Source organism: Streptomyces sp. NPDC001020 (genome assembly GCF_053599115.1).
Genome location: NZ_JBSFLQ010000018.1, coordinates 142148 through 158438, shown reverse-complemented (window position 1 = coordinate 158438; position 16291 = coordinate 142148). Strand labels below are relative to the sequence as shown.

The 16291-nt window shown below is 70.3% G+C and carries 17 protein-coding genes and 5 pseudogenes; 13 read left to right on the top strand and 9 right to left on the bottom strand.

Translation table 11 applies throughout. The annotated features are described in order from the left end of the window. Positions 1-220: pseudogene (locus tag ACWDEX_RS19375) on the top strand (IS5/IS1182 family transposase); the annotation flags it as partial. A 170-nt stretch (positions 221-390) separates the two neighbouring features. Here the strand turns inward: ACWDEX_RS19375 and ACWDEX_RS19370 are convergent. Beyond that, a complete protein-coding gene (locus ACWDEX_RS19370) occupies positions 391-528 on the bottom strand; it encodes a hypothetical protein (RefSeq protein WP_450464808.1) in 138 nt (45 codons plus the stop codon). Positions 529-577: 49 nt separating this feature from the next. Between ACWDEX_RS19370 and ACWDEX_RS19365 the strand changes: the two are divergent. Then, positions 578-670 (top strand): annotated as a pseudogene (locus ACWDEX_RS19365) (IS5/IS1182 family transposase); the annotation flags it as partial. 120 nt (positions 671-790) lie between these two features. Here ACWDEX_RS19365 and snpA read toward each other — a convergent pair. Further along, entirely contained in the window at positions 791-1483 is a 693-nt protein-coding gene (snpA, locus tag ACWDEX_RS19360) for a snapalysin (RefSeq protein WP_450464797.1), read from the bottom strand. Positions 1484-1665: 182 nt separating this feature from the next. Here snpA and ACWDEX_RS19355 point away from each other — a divergent pair. Both ACWDEX_RS19355 and ACWDEX_RS19350 read left to right on the top strand, forming a co-directional pair. After that, positions 1666-2589: pseudogene (locus ACWDEX_RS19355) on the top strand (LysR family transcriptional regulator); the annotation flags it as partial. Positions 2590-2603: 14 nt separating this feature from the next. Then, positions 2604-2774: pseudogene (locus ACWDEX_RS19350) on the top strand (IS5/IS1182 family transposase); the annotation flags it as partial. A 328-nt stretch (positions 2775-3102) separates the two neighbouring features. Here the strand turns inward: ACWDEX_RS19350 and ACWDEX_RS19345 are convergent. Both ACWDEX_RS19345 and ACWDEX_RS19340 read right to left on the bottom strand, forming a co-directional pair. Beyond that, entirely contained in the window at positions 3103-3231 is a 129-nt protein-coding gene (locus ACWDEX_RS19345; RefSeq protein WP_450464796.1) for a hypothetical protein, read from the bottom strand. Then, positions 3194-3448 (bottom strand): MerR family transcriptional regulator, encoded by a 255-nt coding sequence (locus tag ACWDEX_RS19340; protein WP_450464807.1) that lies wholly within the window; start codon positions 3446-3448, stop codon positions 3194-3196. The genes ACWDEX_RS19345 and ACWDEX_RS19340 overlap by 38 nt, the downstream gene beginning before the upstream one ends. Between ACWDEX_RS19340 and ACWDEX_RS19335 the strand changes: the two genes are divergently transcribed. Continuing rightward, positions 3410-3691, top strand: coding sequence for a molybdopterin-dependent oxidoreductase (locus ACWDEX_RS19335; RefSeq protein WP_450464806.1), 282 nt, complete (start codon positions 3410-3412; stop codon positions 3689-3691). The genes ACWDEX_RS19340 and ACWDEX_RS19335 overlap by 39 nt on opposite strands. A gap of 234 nt (positions 3692-3925) precedes the next feature. On the opposite strand, the gene ACWDEX_RS19330 is transcribed toward ACWDEX_RS19335, so the two are convergent. Further along, complete coding sequence (locus tag ACWDEX_RS19330; protein ID WP_450464795.1) at positions 3926-4117, bottom strand: hypothetical protein; 192 nt, start codon at positions 4115-4117, stop codon at positions 3926-3928. Positions 4118-4383: 266 nt separating this feature from the next. Between ACWDEX_RS19330 and ACWDEX_RS19325 the strand changes: the two genes are divergently transcribed. The 5 genes and pseudogenes from ACWDEX_RS19325 to ACWDEX_RS19305 all read left to right on the top strand — a co-directional run bounded on the left by ACWDEX_RS19325 (position 4384) and on the right by ACWDEX_RS19305 (position 7855). Further along, complete coding sequence (locus ACWDEX_RS19325; RefSeq protein WP_450464794.1) at positions 4384-6087, top strand: amidohydrolase; 1704 nt, start codon at positions 4384-4386, stop codon at positions 6085-6087. Positions 6088-6118: 31 nt separating this feature from the next. Then, entirely contained in the window at positions 6119-6898 is a 780-nt protein-coding gene (locus tag ACWDEX_RS19320) for a response regulator transcription factor (RefSeq protein ID WP_450464793.1), read from the top strand. Positions 6899-7098: 200 nt separating this feature from the next. Continuing rightward, positions 7099-7269 (top strand): hypothetical protein, encoded by a 171-nt coding sequence (locus tag ACWDEX_RS19315; RefSeq protein ID WP_450464792.1) that lies wholly within the window; start codon positions 7099-7101, stop codon positions 7267-7269. Positions 7270-7491: 222 nt separating this feature from the next. Then, positions 7492-7632: pseudogene (locus ACWDEX_RS19310) on the top strand (hypothetical protein); the annotation flags it as partial. Between the two features lie 43 nt (positions 7633-7675). Further along, entirely contained in the window at positions 7676-7855 is a 180-nt protein-coding gene (locus ACWDEX_RS19305) for a hypothetical protein (RefSeq protein ID WP_450464809.1), read from the top strand. A 138-nt stretch (positions 7856-7993) separates the two neighbouring features. Here ACWDEX_RS19305 and ACWDEX_RS19300 read toward each other — a convergent pair whose 3' ends face one another. The 3 genes from ACWDEX_RS19300 to ACWDEX_RS19290 form a co-directional block, all read right to left on the bottom strand. Next, the gene (locus ACWDEX_RS19300) at positions 7994-8515 is read right to left on the bottom strand and encodes a hypothetical protein (RefSeq protein ID WP_450464791.1); all 522 of its coding nucleotides are present in this window, start codon (positions 8513-8515) and stop codon (positions 7994-7996) included. 188 nt (positions 8516-8703) lie between these two features. Next, complete coding sequence (locus ACWDEX_RS19295; protein ID WP_450464790.1) at positions 8704-9507, bottom strand: ABC transporter permease; 804 nt, start codon at positions 9505-9507, stop codon at positions 8704-8706. Next, positions 9504-10115, bottom strand: a complete 612-nt coding sequence (locus ACWDEX_RS19290) for an ABC transporter ATP-binding protein (protein WP_450464788.1) — start codon at positions 10113-10115, stop codon at positions 9504-9506. Before ACWDEX_RS19290 ends, ACWDEX_RS19295 begins: the two co-directional genes overlap by 4 nt. Positions 10116-10505: 390 nt before the next feature. On the opposite strand from ACWDEX_RS19290, the gene ACWDEX_RS19285 reads away from it, so the two are divergent. Together ACWDEX_RS19285 and ACWDEX_RS19280 are read left to right on the top strand one after the other, a co-directional pair. After that, entirely contained in the window at positions 10506-11882 is a 1377-nt protein-coding gene (locus tag ACWDEX_RS19285; protein ID WP_450464787.1) for a flavin-containing monooxygenase, read from the top strand. A gap of 25 nt (positions 11883-11907) precedes the next feature. Next, positions 11908-13128 (top strand): wax ester/triacylglycerol synthase domain-containing protein, encoded by a 1221-nt coding sequence (locus tag ACWDEX_RS19280; protein ID WP_450464786.1) that lies wholly within the window; start codon positions 11908-11910, stop codon positions 13126-13128. Positions 13129-13188: 60 nt separating this feature from the next. On the opposite strand, the gene ACWDEX_RS19275 is transcribed toward ACWDEX_RS19280, so the two are convergent. Beyond that, entirely contained in the window at positions 13189-14499 is a 1311-nt protein-coding gene (locus ACWDEX_RS19275; RefSeq protein ID WP_450464784.1) for a wax ester/triacylglycerol synthase domain-containing protein, read from the bottom strand. A 598-nt stretch (positions 14500-15097) separates the two neighbouring features. On the opposite strand from ACWDEX_RS19275, the gene ACWDEX_RS19270 reads away from it, so the two are divergent. Further along, on the top strand, positions 15098-16261 hold the full coding sequence (locus tag ACWDEX_RS19270; RefSeq protein ID WP_450464782.1) for an SDR family oxidoreductase: 1164 nt from the start codon (positions 15098-15100) through the stop codon (positions 16259-16261). The last annotated feature ends 30 nt before the right edge of the window (positions 16262-16291 follow it).

Below are 16291 nucleotides of genomic sequence, written 5' to 3'. Positions count from 1 at the left end.
CAAGCGGCTGGGCACGCGCTGGCGCAAGGCCGCTCCGGGCACGCAGGCGATCGTCGTGCTGGGCGTCCTGCGCCACGACCAGCGCCTGGCCGACATGGCCGGCGGCAACTCCGTCTCGGCCGCAACCGTCCGCCGCTGGGTCCTGGAAGTCCTCGACCTGCTCGCTGCCCGAGCCCCGCGTCAGGGCACCGATGAAGCGGACCGGCCCGTCACCGCCTAGCCGCCCGCCCAGACTTCGCGCCACAGCACGTCGGCCTGACCCGAGACCAGTGGGATGCGCTCATCCCGAGAGGAGCACCCCCGGCGTCTCACCGTCGGCGTCGGGCCCTCGGACTCGGACTCGGCCTCGGCCTCGGCCGGAGGGGGATCAATTGCCGGTCCGGGCGAGAGTCACTTCCTCCGGCGCGGTACCCCGTGCACGGCGTCCAGCACCAGATCCAGCAGCAACTCGGGCTGCCCGGCCTGATCGCTGTGGGCTGTGGACAGCGCGATCCCGATGACGAGTTGGAGGAGATCGTCGGCGGTCAGGTCGGCGCGAGCCGTTCCGTGCCGTTGAGCTCGGGCGAACAGGCCGGTCGCCTCCGAGGCGATGATCTACATCGCCTCCATCGACAACCTCTCCAAGCGCATAACGGATGAGACCACACCAACCTGGCGAGGAACCTACTAGGGCATACAGGGCAGTACGCCTAGATCGAATGCCCTCTGAGAGGAGGGACGGGCGACCCGTCCCTCCTACTCGATTGGTGAGATCACGGCCAGCAGGCCGGTCCGCTGGTGGCGCAGTCGGTCAGCGCTGCACACCGGCCTTGGCGAGGGCCTTGGCCAGACCGTACGCCCACAGTTGGTTGACGCGGGAGCTCTCGGTCGCGTTCGGGTAGCGGTTGGTGCAGGACGGGCCGGGGCCACCGCCCGACATGAGCTCACTGCACGGGCCGCTGTAGTGGTCGGGCAGGCCCAGCACGTGGCCCGTCTCGTGGGCGGTCACCCGGATCGAGTCGTACTGCCGGTTCTGCGCGTAGTCCAGGAAGATGTAGCCGCTGCCGTGGCCGTTGGTGGACGCGTACGACCCGCGTGAGTCGTTGCCCTCGTAGTAGGCGAAGTCGGCGTTGCCCGACGTCGCCTGGAGCTTCACGTTCGAAACGGAGCTGTTCCAGATCGAGGCGGCGCTCGATATCTGCGAGCGGAAGCTGGGTGCCTGGGAGGCGTTGTAGTAGACGGTCACCGTCTTGAGGGAGGGCTGCGCGGCCTGCCGCTGGGCGACGGACTTCAGTACCGCGTCGAAGAAGGCCTTGTTGCCGGTGTTCTCAGCGGAACCGACGTAGCCGGCGGCGCTACGGGCCGGGGCCTGGTCGGCGCCCTGGGGCTGGGCGCCCGCCGGGGCAGCGGTACCCAGGGCCGCAGCGGCCAGTCCGAGGCCGAGCGCGAGAGCTGTGAGTCTCCTGGAGTTCTTCTTCCTGGCGCTGGTACGCAACGACGCCATGTGGGGGCTCCTACTCGTTCTGTGGGGTGAAACGATCGGTTGCCAGGAAGTCTCGGACATCTGAACGGGCCCCGGGATGATGGCAATCAGGGATAGTGTCGGGCTATCAGGGTCCAACTCATCCGTACTGGCTGGAACTTGAACACCTGGTGTCACACCGAGCCCCGCTCTACGCTCCCCCCATGGAGCTGGAGGTCAGACACCTGCGCGTGCTCTGCGTCATCGCCGACACCGGCAGTCTGCACAAAGCGGCGCGAGAACTCGGCATGGCGCAGCCCTCGTTGAGCACCCAGCTGCGGCGCATCGAGAACGCCCTCGGCGCTCAGCTGTTCGTGCGCAGCCGCACCGGCTGCCGCCCCACCCCGCTGGGCCTGGCAGTGCTCAGCCGGGCCCGGCCGCTGGTGACGGAGTTCGCGGCGATGGTGACGGAGACCCGGGCTGAGGCCGCCCGCGCCGCCTGCGGCTTCCAGCTTCGCATCGGCGCCACGGCGAACCGCGCCATCCCGGGCTGGCTGTACCGGCTGCGGGCCGAGACGGCGCGGATCGAGCCGACGCTCCAGATGAGTGTCTCCGCCAACTCTCTGCTGGCCATGGTCGCCGCCGGCAGGCTCGACATGGCGTTCGTGCACGAGGTCGAGGGCAGCCCGCTGCGGATGCCGTCCGGACTCTGCGTCCGCGTCCTCGTCGAACGCGAGCCGCAGTTCGTCACGCTCAGCGCGAACCACCCGGCGGCCTCGCGAAACCGGGTGCGGATGGCCGACCTGGCCGGTGACCGCTGGATGGTCGATGCCACCGTCGACGGCGAGTGGGATGCAGTGTGCCGGGCCCTGCGGTCGGCCGGCCTGCGGTCGGAGATGCTGCACGGCGACTACCTCACTGCGTACTCGCTGGCCGCGATCGGCGAGGTCGTCACCGTCAGCCAGCCCACCGCCCACCCCCGCCCCGATCTGGCCACCCGCCCGCTGGAGGGCGACCCCATCGGCGTGCGGCTGCTGCTGGCCGCCCGTACCGAGGCCGAAGTGGATGAGGTCTACCCGTACCTGGAGGAGTCCTATTGGGCCGTAGCCCGGGAGGCACCGGCCTACGTGGAGTGGCTGGAGAGAGCCCGCACTCCGGCCGCCTGCTGGACGCCGTCCCGCCCGTCCGCGGCCGGGTCGGTCGCCCACGCCGCAGAGCCGTCCCGCGCTACGCCGACCGCGGCTACTACCGCAAAGAGGTCCGTGCCCGCGGCGTCGTGCCCCTCGTCGCACGGCGCGGCACCGAGCACGGCAGCGGGCTGGGTGTCTACCGGTGAGTGGTCGAACGAACAGCGGCACGGTACGCCCCTTCTCCCGCACGACGAAGCCCGCCAGCCCGGTCAAGGCCAACACCGGTGAGATCAGGACCTGTGCGGACCCCCACCCGACTTCACTGCCCTCGCTCACGCCGTACACGACCAGGCCTGTCCCCAGGGTGACCAGGATCGCGCCCGGGATATCCAGGGGGTGCGGCTGGCGCCCGCCCGCAGGAAGCAGCGTCCGTCGTCGGGGCCCGGCCGCGAACGAAGCGAGAGCCGGCGGCAGGGCACGAGCGATCGGCGCGGCGCCGGGGTTTCCGGACCGCGCTGTGGGTGCTCCTCATCAGTCCTCGGCCACCACCGGGCGCGTGGCCACCGTATCGTCGATGTGCCTGGCCAGCCGCCCCCGGAGTTCCTGGAGCGCGACGATCCGGTCATCGAGCGTTGCCAGCCGGTTGGTGGCGAGAGTCAACTCCTCGGAGCAACGGGGGGATTGCCGCAGCGGCGCGTCCAGGGCGGACCTCTTCCAGGGTGAGCCCCGCGTCCAGGAGGCCTTTGATGTTCGCGATCCGTACGGCATCCAACGGGTCGTACGCGCGGTAGCCGTTGTCGGCGCGCTGCGGGGCCAGCAGACCCTGTTGCTCGTAGGAGTGCGGGGATCGGGGGCTGACGCCGGTGAGGTCGGCCAGCTCTCCGATCCGCCACCGGCACGTAGGGCGGAACGTCGGCGGCGCAATGCCGTCGACGGATCCGTCATGCTCGCGGTGGTGATGAACGGCCAGCCGCTGTCCATCGCGCACGGCTTCCCGTGCCGGATGCTCGCACCCGGCTTCTACGGTTACACCGGTGCCACGAATTGGCTGACCGAACTGGAGGTCACCACCTCGCGGCCCGCACCCCGTACGTGGTCCAGCGCGGCTGGGACCGTATAGGGGCGGGCAAGACCGGCCAGCGCCGGTTTCCTCGGCGCGCTGGGGGTGGCGCCTTTCCGGGCAAGGCGGCGAGTCATGAGGGTGATGGCAGCCCAGGCGATCAGGTGTCTCGGAGTGCTGGACGAGCCGCTCGTAGTCCCTCGAGCACTACCCGTCCCCTCCCGGAACCACCACCGAGGCAACAACACAGCAGGTCCTGACACCAACACATACCTGATCAACAGCGGTCGGGGATCAGAAGCACGCAATCCGGCCGGTGAAGGCGTCGGTCTCGTCCGCGCCCACCGAAATCTGCAACGGCTTCGTCTTGACTCCGTTGGCGCCCGCCGACCGCCACTCCTCGGCCGCCAAACCCTTCATGGCCGCCTTCGCGTCGTCCGGGGAGCGGAACTCTGGAGGCGGCGCGTGGTGGGGTGGCTGTCCCATCCGCCGCTTACCGACCTGGATCGGGCAGGCGCTGCCCTGCGGGTGATCCGGCCTGCGTCTGTGCCCGGGTCACCCACGGCGAACCGCGATTCGCCCAGTGCCCTCCCGAAGCCGGACACGGTCCCGAGCACGAAGACGTGAGCCTGTCCTTGTGAGAGTGCTTATCGGTGGGATGACCGATGCGCGAGAGGCGGGATCCCGGCCATAGTCCTCGGGAGATCGTTCGCGGGTGGTCGTCATGCACCCGTTTTCCGGAAGGACCTTTTGTGGACACGTATGCCGATCTGGTGTTTTTTGGTGGGCAGGTCATCACGGTCGATACGGAGTTCTCCGTCGCCTCGGCCCTGGCGGTGACCGGTGGGCTCATCAGTGCCGTCGGTGGGCGGGACGACGTCGATCCGCTCATCGGGCCCGGCACGCGCGTCGTCGACCTGCGGGGTGCGACGCTGCTTCCCGGTATCAACGATTCCCACCTGCACGGGTGCGCCTTCGGCATGGCGACGCCGCCGCTCTCCCTCGACCTCAGCCATCCCGCCGTGTCTTCCCTCGCGGACGTCACCGAGGCAGTACGGGAGGCCGTCGGGCGGGTTCCGGACGGGCAGTGGATCACGGGACACGGCTGGGACACCGGTTACCTCGACGAGTGCGTCACGGATCCGTCGCGGCTGCCCTCGCGGAGCGACCTCGACAACGTGAGCCCGGACCACCCCGTCGTCCTGTACTCCTTCTCTGGGCACGCCACCTGGGTCAACTCCAAGGCGCTGGAGCTGATCGGGATCGACCGACACACCGTCGCGCCGCCCGGCGGGGCCATCGTTGCGGACGAGGCCGGGGAGCCGACCGGGCTGCTCCACGAGGGGGCCCAGGCCCTCGTCCAGAACTCGCTGCCGTCGCTCAGCCGGCAGGAGCGGACCGACGCGATCAGGTCGACCCTCGCCACGCTCGCCCGGCTCGGCGTCACCAGCTACACCGAGCCCGGGCTCGGTCCCGGCGGCGACGGCATCATGCGGGGCGCCCTCGGCTCGGAGACCCTCGACGTCTACCGCCAACTGCTGGCCGACGGCGAACTGACCGCCCGCGTCGGCGTCCTGCTCCTGCCCACCGGCATGGCGAGCACCGCCGAGGAGTTCGCCCGCACGCTCACCGCTCTCGGCGATTCCGGCGAAGCCGACCCGCGCCGCCTCGCGATACACGGGGTCAAGCTCTTCGCCGACGGCATCGTCCCCAACAAGACGGCCTGGATGCATGAGCCGTACATCGGCGGTGGCTGCGGCTCCCTGTGCGTGGGCGGCGAGAACGACGCCGAGCGGATCGCCGAGATCGGCGCCGTGATCCGGCACGCCCACTCCGCCGGGCACCAGTTGGGCGTCCACGTCACCGGTGACCGGGCCATCGACACCGTCGCGGACGCCTTCGCCGCGGCCATGGCCGAGCACCCGCGGCCCGACGCCCGCCACTACGTCATCCACGGCGACTTCCTCACCGCACACAGCATGAAGGTGCTGGCCGAGCACGGCTTCGGCGTCAACATGAACCCCACCATCAAGTGGACCGTCGCCGACATGGAGGAGGAGTTCGTCGGCGCCGAACGGGCCGCGTACGCATGGCCCTACCGCGATGCCATCGACGCCGGCGTGCGCGTCGCGAGCGGGTCCGACGCTCCCGTCACGCAGCCGGACTGGCGCCAGGGCGTCGCCACCATGGTGCTGCGCGAGTCGAAGGCCGCCGGCCGAGTCAGCGGCCCCGAGCAGCGCATCGGCCTGGCCGAGGCGATCCGTACGTACACGATCGACGCGGCATGGCAGGACTTCGCCGACGACTGGAAGGGCTCCCTGGAGCCGGGCAAGGTCGCCGACCTCTGCGTGCTCGACGGGGACCTGCTCACCGCCGACCCCCACGACATCCCGGCGATGCCCGTCGTCCTCACCGTCGTGGACGGGCAGGTCGTGCACGACACCCTGCGCGATTGACGTATTCCGGGCACTTGATCATCCTTGGACGATGGCAGCAGAGCGGAGCACGGCGGACATCCTGGACGCGGCGGTCCACGTCCGTGAGGCCGCCAAGAGCGGCGCGAGCGGCGTCGACAGGGTTCTGACGGCGCTGTCGGAGGTGATGGAGTACGACCACGCCTCCCTGGCCCGGTGGGATCCGCTGTCGCGGCGCCACGCCACCCTGTCCGGGAGCTACCCGGACGACGCCACGACCTACATCGAGACCCACCTACACCACGACCCTGTGTTCCCCGTGCTCCGCAGCCCGGCCCAAGGCGGTCTCTGGCTCGGAGACGTCCCCCGGCACCTCCTGGCGGCATCCCCCGGCTTCCAGGAGGTGCTGTCTCCCCTCGGCATCGAGGACGGCGTGGCCCAGTGCCTGTTCGCCGCCGACGGCCGGTACGTCGGCATGCTGAACGTCAGCACCCGCCGACCGCGCCGCACGCCCGATCCAGTGCGTGCCGTAATCGCCCTGCTCACCGAGGCCCTCGCCGCGGCCGTCGACCCCCGCACGGGCCTGCCACCCGACGAGGCCACCGCGGCCGACTCCGACGCGGACACACGGCACCCGGCCGCGCGGCGACCTGGTGGACTCTCGCCACGGGAACTCCAGGTGCTGGCCGAACTGACCGTCGGCCGCACCAACCGGGAGATCGCCGAGCGGCTGCACATCACGCCGCGCACCGTGGGGACCCACATCGAGCACATTCTCGCGAAACTCGACCTCCCCAACCGTGCGGCCGCCGCCGCCCGAGCCGCCGCCTGGGGAATCGAAGCGCGCTACTGAGGTTGAACTCGTGGTGTGGTGGGGGCTGACGGTCGGCCGCTGGCTGCGTGGCTTCGTTCACCTCAAGGAGGTTCTGGCGCAGATCTTGGGGAGCGGTCGCAGAGGGTGACCTCAGTGTTCGATCGCGATACACCAATCGAGTGTGAGACCGCGTACGCCGTGATGCCGAAGCGAACAGTGACGCACCGTCAGGTAGCTGCATGTCTCCGTCATACGGGGCCGTGGCCGACGCCGGTGTTGTGCAGGGCGACACATCATTCCGGGACTCGCTGGTGTTCGACGGGATCGACGGCCTGGTCGTCGAGGCGGTCACGGCCGCTTTCGGCACGGTCGACGCGGCGGCAAGAGGCCGAGCGGCCGGGGTGGCCTGACCGCCACCGCCGCCATCTGCGACTACCCCTCCGGGCGTTGCACGCAACGGCATCGGGCAATGCGACGGCCGGGCGGCGGCTCGAGTGGACCCGGATGCGCTGCTGCATCAGTACACAGTCGGCCTCGACCGTGGGTGTGACCGTATTCGTCCATACCGTAGGGGCCGTGAGACTGGTCGATTCTCCAGGGACCACCCGGCGCCTGTGGAACCGGGCGGGCCGATGCCGTCCATGTGCAGCCACATGTGCCGTGCCGCCTTCTACGCCCGCCGCACCGGAACCGTCGGCCCCCGGGCCCCGCAAGACGCGGAACTGACCGAGCAGGTCACCGCCGTCCACACCCGGTCCCGTGGCGCCTACGGGGCCCCACGCATCCACGGCGTCCTGCAACGCCAGGGCACGGCCTGTGGCCGCAGGCCGTGCCCGGACGATGCGAGCCGCCGGTCTCATCGGCCGGCACCGCAGCCGACGACACCGCACCACGATCCCCGACCCGCACGCGGCCACCCGCCCGGATCTGGTCCTGCGCGACTTCCAGCCAGACTTCGCGATCATCCGTGACCACGCCGCCCCGCTCTCACCCTAAGAGCAAGTGATCAGCACCTGATTCCAGTGCCCTCAGTCCCGGATCGCGGCCTGGTATGCGGCCAGAGCGTCCGGGGCGTGACCTGGGCGGGGCCGTGGAAGACCAGGTGGTGGACGGGGGTGTCATCACCGGGTCTCGCTACCAGCCGGTCTTCACCCCGTCGTAGGCCTTGCGGCAGTCGGCGTTGGTGGCCTCCACGGCGAGCTTCTGCATGGCGTTGCGCCAGACCTTCTTGGCCACCTTCTCCAACTCCCGTGTCTGTGCCGGGATGTTCGGGGCGTATTTCTTGATCGTTGCGATGGCGGAGGTGGTGAACTTGTTGCACGCGAGTCCAGAGGCGTTCCGGTAGCGGGTGTCCAGGTCCGTCGCCACCGCTTGGCCGTTCTTGGTGGCCCAGTTGTTCCAGGCCGCGCACGCCGCCTCAGTGAAGGCCGCCTGGTCGGCCTCGCTCAGGTTCGCGACCTCGTTCAGCATGGCGTTCTGGACCTTGTCGGGAACCGTGAAGTCCGCGACGGGGAACTTGTTGAGGGTTTGGAGCAGTGCCTCCTGACACGCGGGCGGCAGCGTGGCCGCCTGCGCGGAGGCGGGGAGGGTCACGGCGGAGGCGGACAGGAGGGCCGCGGTGAGGACCGTGCACTGGGCGGTACGCGAAAGGGTCATGGGGTGATGTTCCTTATGTGGAGGGTGGGTTGGGCCGGGCGCGAATCGGCGCCCGGTTACAGAACGATGACCGGCTCTGGCCGGTCACGACGGCTGCCCGGCCAGATGGCCGGTAGCCCGCCGGTCACATGGGTCGTGCCCGCTGTGCGGGTGCTTCCGGCTCCATCGCGTGCGCGGCGTGCCCGCGTTCACGCCGGTGCGGAGCGGTCCGGGGTGCGCCACCTCCGTTTCGGTGGGAGCGCGTCGCGGGTACGTCGGCGGAAGACCATGAACGCGGCCAGCGCCGCCCCCATGAGCCAGAGCAGCTGGATCGCGAGGCCCTGGGCCACGGGCGCGGTGGAGAAGGCCGCGGACATGCTGGCCTGAACGGCTCCGTACGACGGCAGGAAGCGGACGATGGCGCTGTCCGACCCGGAGCTCGACAGGGGGTTCTGCAGGGCGACGTCGATGATGCTGATCATCAGGATGGCGAACATGCCCTCCACCTCTCGGCGGAGCACCGAGCCGAAGACCACTCCGAGCGCGCCGTAGGTCAGGGCCGCGAGGAACAGGGCCGCAGCGAGCATGAGGGGCTGTCGGGGGGACCAGGCGAAGCTGGCGGCGGCCGTGGCGTATGCGGCGACGGCGGCGCAGACCAAGGTGAGCGCGGAGAGCTTGGCGATGACGAGGTGGTGACGCGGGTACCCCGCCATGGCCAGGCGCCGGTCGAAGGCACCGCCTGTGAAGGTGGCGGCGAACATCATGAACCCGGCGATCAGGGTGACCGCGTTCAGCGCGCCGGTGATCTGGGTGAGGTGATTGCCCGGCGGGGTCAGGATCTCGCCCGTGGCCCGCAGCCTGAACGGCGCCGGCCGGTCGGGAATGGTCACGTAGGCCAAGGAGATCCATACGGGGATGTACAGCACCACCAGCAGCATCGCGAACCTGTTGCGGGCGTGGCCGATCAGTGCGTACCGGGAGGCTGTGGTGAACAGGGCCCAGTGCCGCCTCATGCCGCCGCCTCCGAGCACCGTTCCTGGTGCAGGCATCCGTCTTCCAGGCGCCACAGTTCGTCCAACCGCTCGATGTCGTAGGCCAGATGTGAGACGACCAGCACGGAGCGTCCGATGTCGCGCAGCTCTGTCGCCAGTTTCCAGAAGCGCTGATACGTCTCCCAGTCGAAGCCCTGGTAGGGCTCGTCCAGCAGCAGCACGTCCGGGTCGTGCATGAGCGCGAGGGTCAGGTTCAGCTTCTGCCGTGAGCCTCCGCTGAGCCGACCCGCACGCTGGTCGAGGTACTCGGTGAGGGCCAGGGTCTCCATCACTTCCTCGGCTCGCCGCAGGTCCGCGAGCCCGAAGGCGTGCCGGAAGAAGTCCAGGTGCTGGCGGACGGTGAAGGAGTCGTCCAGGACCACGGACTGCGGGCAGTAGCCGAACCTGCCGCTGTGGTGCACCGTGCCCCTGTCCGGCCTGAGTTCACCGGAGAGGATCCGCAGCAGTGTCGTCTTGCCGGCGCCGTTCTCCCCGACGATCCCGGCGAGGACCCCGGGCCGCAGGTGGAGGTCGACACCCCGTAGAACGGCGTGCTGCCGGTAGGAGTGGTGCACATCTGTGACGTCCATCGGGCTGCTCCGTCGTGCCAGGTCTTCCAAAGGGCCACGGAACCGGTCCGCGTCTTTCGGTCGGCGGCTGATCCGGTCCCGCTCGGCCCCAACGAGCAAGCAGCGCAATGGAAACGGCGCCGGGAGCGGTTCCGTGGCACGGCGTCAATCCCGCGCACACCGTGTCACGCGTGCGGCGGTTTCACCGGCGGAAGAAGGCTCCGGGGCAACCGGGGCGGCTAGCGTGGCCAGGACTGGGGTGTCGGCAGGTCGGCTCAGGCGCCGCCCCCTGTCCGCGGGTCGGGCGTCAGACCCGGTGGTCCGGGTTCGCCCGTCCTGACGGCGCCCCTTTTGGTGGTCCCGCTCATGTGGAGAGCCGGAGGGGTCACGCACATACGAGGAAGGTCGGTCATGCGGAGAACATGTGTCATCGGCGCCGGCCCGTCAGGCCTGGCCGCGAGCAAGGTCCTTGCTTCGCGGAACGTTCCGTTCGACTGCTTCGAGGCCGGGTCGGGCATCGGCGGACTGTGGCGGTACGGCAATGACAACGGCATGTCGGGGGTGTACGCGTCGCTGCACGCGAACATCTCGAAGGAGAGCATGTCCTTCTCCTCCCTGGCCATGCCGGAGAGCTACCCGGTCTTCCCGCACCACAGCCTGGTCCTGGCCTATCTGGAGGACTACGCCACATCGTTCGACCTGCACCGCCACATCGTGTGCGGCACGAAGGTCACCTCCGTGCGGCCCCTGGACGACGGCGGCTGGGAGGTGGTCTGCCGACGCCGCGGCGCCGCGGCCGAGGAGAGGCGGCGCTACACCGAGGTGGTGGTGGCCAACGGGCACCACTGGGATCCGCGCCTCCCGGCCCCCGCTGTGCCCGGTGCCGAGGAGTTCGAGGGGAGCGCGATCCACTCGCACGCCTACCGCACCCCTGACCCGTATGCCGGTCGGCGGGTACTGGTGATCGGTATGGGCAACTCCGCGTGCGAAATCGCGGCGGAGATCTCGCGTACGGCGGCGCGGACGTTCCTCTCCGCGCGCACCCCGGCGCATCTGTTCCCCAAGATGCTGCTCGGCCGTCCGGCAGACCACCTGGCGTCGAGCCCGCTGTCCGATCTCCCGCGGTTCCTCAAGGATCCGGCGCTGCGGCTCCTGCTGCGGCTGACCCGCGGTGCCCCGGTTCATTACGGGCTCCGCGAACCGGTCGGCGCACCCCTCGCGAGCCACCCCTCCACCTCGGACGAACTTTTCGTCCAGCTGGGCCGGGGCGCGGTGACACCGAAGCCCGGCGTCAGCTCCTTCGGTCGGGACACGGCGGCCTTCACGGACGGCAGCCGTGAACCGGTGGACGCGGTGGTGTACGCCACGGGCTACAAGATCTCATTTCCCTTCCTGGAACCCTCCGTGTTCGCCGCCCCGGACGGCCGCACGGAGCTCTATCTGCGGACGGTCCCGCCGCGCATCCCCGGGCTCTACTTCATGGGGCTCGCGCAGCCCTCCGGTGCGGCCTTCCCGCTGCTCGAACCGCAGGCGCAATGGATCGCCGAGCTGATCGAGGGCGTGGTCGCCCTGCCGTCGCCGGCGGACATGACGAAGGCGATCGCAGGCGAGTGGCGCCGCCATCGCAACACATACGTGTCCAGCTACCGCCATGGGATCGAAATTGACTTCCGCTCCTACCGAAGAGCCCTCCGCCGGGAACGCCGAGCAGGCAGGCGTCGCGCACGCGGCACCGTCCCGGCCCTGCCCGCCGTGGCAGGCCCCGCCCCGGCGGTCGACGCCGTGTGATCCGCTCAGCCAGGTGTTCCAGCGGATGTCCGGCGCACACCAGTTGGCGGTGGGCTGGGCGATGCGCTTCCGTGGGGAACCGCCCTCACCAGACGCCCTGCGCCGACACGTACGGGCCAGGCTCGAGGACCTTCCGACGCTCACCCACCGTGTCGAGGAGGGGTCGGGGTCTCGTCCCTGCTTCCTGCCTGTCGAGGAACTGGACCTGCGTCAGCATGTACGCGGGCTGCTCGTGACCGAACCCCGCGAGCAGTGGCAGGACTGTGTCCAGGAAGTGCTGGAGCGGCCGTTGCCGGCCGCACCCCGCCCGCCCTGGGATCTCTGGCTGGTCCACGGGTACACCGGTACCACTGACCTGGCCGAGTATGTGCTGGTGTTCCGCATCCACCACGCTGTGGAGGACGGCGCGGGACACCACTACGTACTGCGGACGCTGTTCACTCCGCACGTCGCGTCGCAAACGTCGCCCGACGTCCGCAGCACGCCTTCGCCCGCCGACGGTATGGGGCGGGTCTCCTCCCGTGCCGTGCTGGGCGTCATGAGCGACATCGCCCGGAGCCTGCGGGGCACCGGCACCTGGTCCGTGTTGCGTCGGCCGCCGACGGGGAAGCTTGCCACGGCCGTCGGGACGGTGCAGACGCGGCGGCTGGTCGCTGTCTCCCGGGCCCTCGGTACCGACGTCAGCGCCGTCTTCCTGACCGCGTTGACCGGGGCGATGCGGGCTGTCGCCCTGGCCGAGGGAGAGCGTCCGGCTCCTCTCACACTCCTGTGGCCCCTGTCAGTGCGGACCGGTGGGGAACGGGCCGCTGTGGGCAACTTCCTCACCATGGTGCGTCTCCGGCTGCCCTGTGAGGAACCCCTTCCGCTGCGCCGACTCGCCTCCTTCTCACGTCAGTTGGAGCCCGGGAGCGTCGAGCGGAGGATGCGCACCTCCCGCGCTCTCATGCGGCTCGCGCCGCGTCCGGTGAGCCTTGGCGCACTGCGGCTGCTCATGCGTCCGCGCCACGCCTCCCTCACCGGCACCTACTTCCCTGCGGCCGTGCCACAGCCGGTCCTCGGTGAGGCACGCATGGACGGCGTCCTCGGGTTGGGCGCTCCCCTGCCGGGTCAGCTCTGCCATCTGACGCTCCTCAGGTACCGGGCCGAGTGCACGCTCTCCGTCGTCCACGACACGGCCTTCGCCCGCGGCGCGGACCTCCCGGGGCTGTGGCTGACGGCCCTGGCAGAACTCGAAGCGGTGGTCTGACCGGACGGCTTGGCCCAGGGCCGCACCCGAGCGTTCGGTACGGCCCGGGAACCGCCCCGTTCACACCGGCGCCGAGGTTTCCTCCAGTTCACCCACGGCCTGCTCCCACAGTCCCGGAAGCAGTTCTCCGAGCGGAAGGCCGCGGTCGGCCACGAAGGACACCTCGGCCCAGTCACCGAAGAACGACAGGCCCACTCCGAAGAGGTGTCCGGGCTGGAGCAGGGGGAGCAGGGCGACGCTCGTCACCTGGGCGTCCCCCAGGCTGCCCTTGTCGGCGACCGGCATGGATGTGGCCAAGACGTCGACGACGCGTGGGGAGAGCATCCTTCGCAGGTACCACTCGGTCGGGCGGTCCGGCATGTAGCGGACCATGTCCTGAACGGCCTGCCGCCATGCCTGGCTCCGCAGCTTCCGGGTCGTCGCCATGACATGCTCCAGTCGCCGCAGGGGCGAGTGACCGTCCTGGGGCGCGGTACCGCGTTCCGCGGCGGCCTGCACGGGCAGCTCCAACGGCAGGGCGAAGCAGCGGTTGCCCCAGGTCTGTTCCTCGTCCGGGCGGCGTGCGTCGACGGCCAGCAGTGCCGTCACCCGAGGAAGCGGTACGCCGGATCGGGCCGACCAGGCCGACAATGCCCCGGCGAGAGCGGCCAGATGGGCGTCGTGGGCCGATCCGCCATGTGCCGTACCGATCCGGCGGAGGGCGTCCGCCGGCACCCGGCCCCGCCACAGCCGCCGCTCTCCCGTGAAGGGGACGGCCGGACGGTGGCCACGAACGGCGAGAGAGCCGGCCGTGAACGTCGCGGCCAGGCCGACCGCCGTGACCACCCGCCGGGGCAGACCGGCCAGGCGCCCCTTCCTCGGCACCGGGCGGGCCGAGGGCTCACCCTGGCCCAGCATGGTCCGGAACGTCATCGCGGCGGCCGAACCGTCCTGGCAGGCGTGGCGGAAGCGGTAGCACAGGGCGTACTCGTCGGGCGCATGGCCGTGGACCAGCCAGATCCCCCAGTAGGTGCCGGGCGTGAACGGCGCGTTGATCGCGGTGTGCAGGGCGGCGTCCCACCCCGCGGGGTCCTTCGCGACCACCTCGTGGACGTGCCGGTCGACTCTGAAGTCCGCGTCCGGTCGCCACCGGGGGCGCCGCGTACCGCCCTCGACCCGGCTCGTGAGCAGGGGCAACCGGCCCAGACGGAAGCCCACGTACGCGCGGAGGTCTGCCAGGCTCGGGGGTGGACCGCTCAGGTGCGCGACCCCGCCGGCGTCCCAGCGGAGTTCGGGGTGGCGGCGTTCCATGCTGAGGAACGCGCGGTCGAGCGAGTGGGTGGGATGGCTGGGGAAGGGAACGGACGGGGCTGACGGAACGGACTCGGGCATCGGGGAACTCCAGTTCATGCCGACGGACGGGCAGGCGGGGCACGGCCGGACGCTCGGCCGACCCGACCAACCGGGACCGGCGACCATCGGAAGGGCCGCCGACCGATCCCCAGCGACGCCGAACACGTCAACTCGGGCTGAATCAGCACGGTTTGTATCCGGTCGCGGTGCACGGCCGTATGCGCCCGCAGCCCCCGAAGTACACGCTCCCTTCCTGCCCACTGGGCTCGGCATCCCGCGAGAGCACCCGAAAGGAGGACGGCCCTCCACGCGGCCCGCTCGGGCCTCAACTACTCCCGTCGCGTCCGTACAGCCGGGAGCCCTGGCTCGCGGCGGGGGCTCCGAGAGGCTGTGCGGGACACGCGGACCGTGGCCTGGATACCCCGTTCGGGTGAGCCGGGAGGATCGGGGTCTTCATCAGTGTCCGCCGTCTGACACTGTGTGCGCGCCGGACTGGTCAGGCCGCGCGCGCCGCGACCGCCGGCGTCATGCCACGCCGTGGGACGACCGGATGCATCTCGCTCCCCGGCCGCCGCAATGGCCCGGGCCTTCAGGCGGTTATGGTCCTGTCCCTTTCGGAACCCTTGGAGCCAAGGTCATGCACGTCGCCCTCACCGGCGCCACCGGATTCCTCGGACTGCGCCTGCTGCGCCGTCTGCTCGACACCCACCGGTCGGTGACGGTCCTGGTGCATGCGAGGTCAGGTGACGCGCTGCACCGCATCACCCGGTTCTTCGCACTGACCGGCGCGGCGGAGCCGTTCGTCGCCGAACTCCCCGACCGGCTGCGGGTGGTGGAGATCGAGTTGGAGCAGCCCAGACTGGGACTGTCCAGGTGCGCGTTCCAGGAGTTGGCCGACGGTCTCGGCGCGATCTGGCACAGCGCCGGCAGCATCAACCTCGAGGGAGACCTTCCCCTACTGCGTCGTACCAACGTCGAAGGGACGCGGCACGTCCTGGAGTTGGCCGCCGCCGGAGGCGAAAGACCCGTGGTCCACCACGTGAGTACCGCTTTCGTGGCCGGGAGTCGGCGTGAGGGGGTGGCGTACGAGGACGAGCTGGACGACGCGTACGGCTTCGAGAACGCCTACGAACGCTCCAAGTACGAGGCGGAGGTGTTGATCCACGCGTGGGCGCGGGAACACCACCGTCCGGTCGTGGTGCTGCGGCCGAGCATCCTGGTCACGGACCTGCCGCCGCACCCGGAACTGCCCTCGCATCCGCTTCAGGTCATCGAGCGGATCCTGCGCGACGCACGACGCACCGCCGGTCCCGGCAACCCGGGCCACGGCGGCACCGACCCGGGCGGCCGTCCCCGCATCCGACTGGTGGGTCATCCGCACAGCCGACTGAACCTGATGCAGGTGGAGCACGCGGCCGAGCTCATGGTGCGGCTGGCCGGCCGGACGCCCTCGGGCGGAGTCGACACGTACCACGTCGTCCATGACCGCGACGTACCGGTGCGGACGATCGTGACCCTGCTGGAACGGCTGGTTCACCTGTCGATCGACTTGGTCGCCACGAAGCCGGACCACCCCTCGGCGTTGGAGGCGCTGGTGGACTTCTACCCGGGTCTGACGGCCTACCTGACCCACCGGCGGCGCTTCGACGACACCAGGGTCCGGGCCCTGTTCGGTCCGTCGGCGGCCTCCGGCCGGGTGGACCTCGACTACCTGTGGTCCGGCCTGGTCCCGAGGGACTCGGTTCCCACCGGGCCGTCCCCCACGCCCACCGCCGCCCTCCCGTCCGCCCGGTACGCCTGACCCGCAGACCTCCTCTCCCGCTGGAGCCCT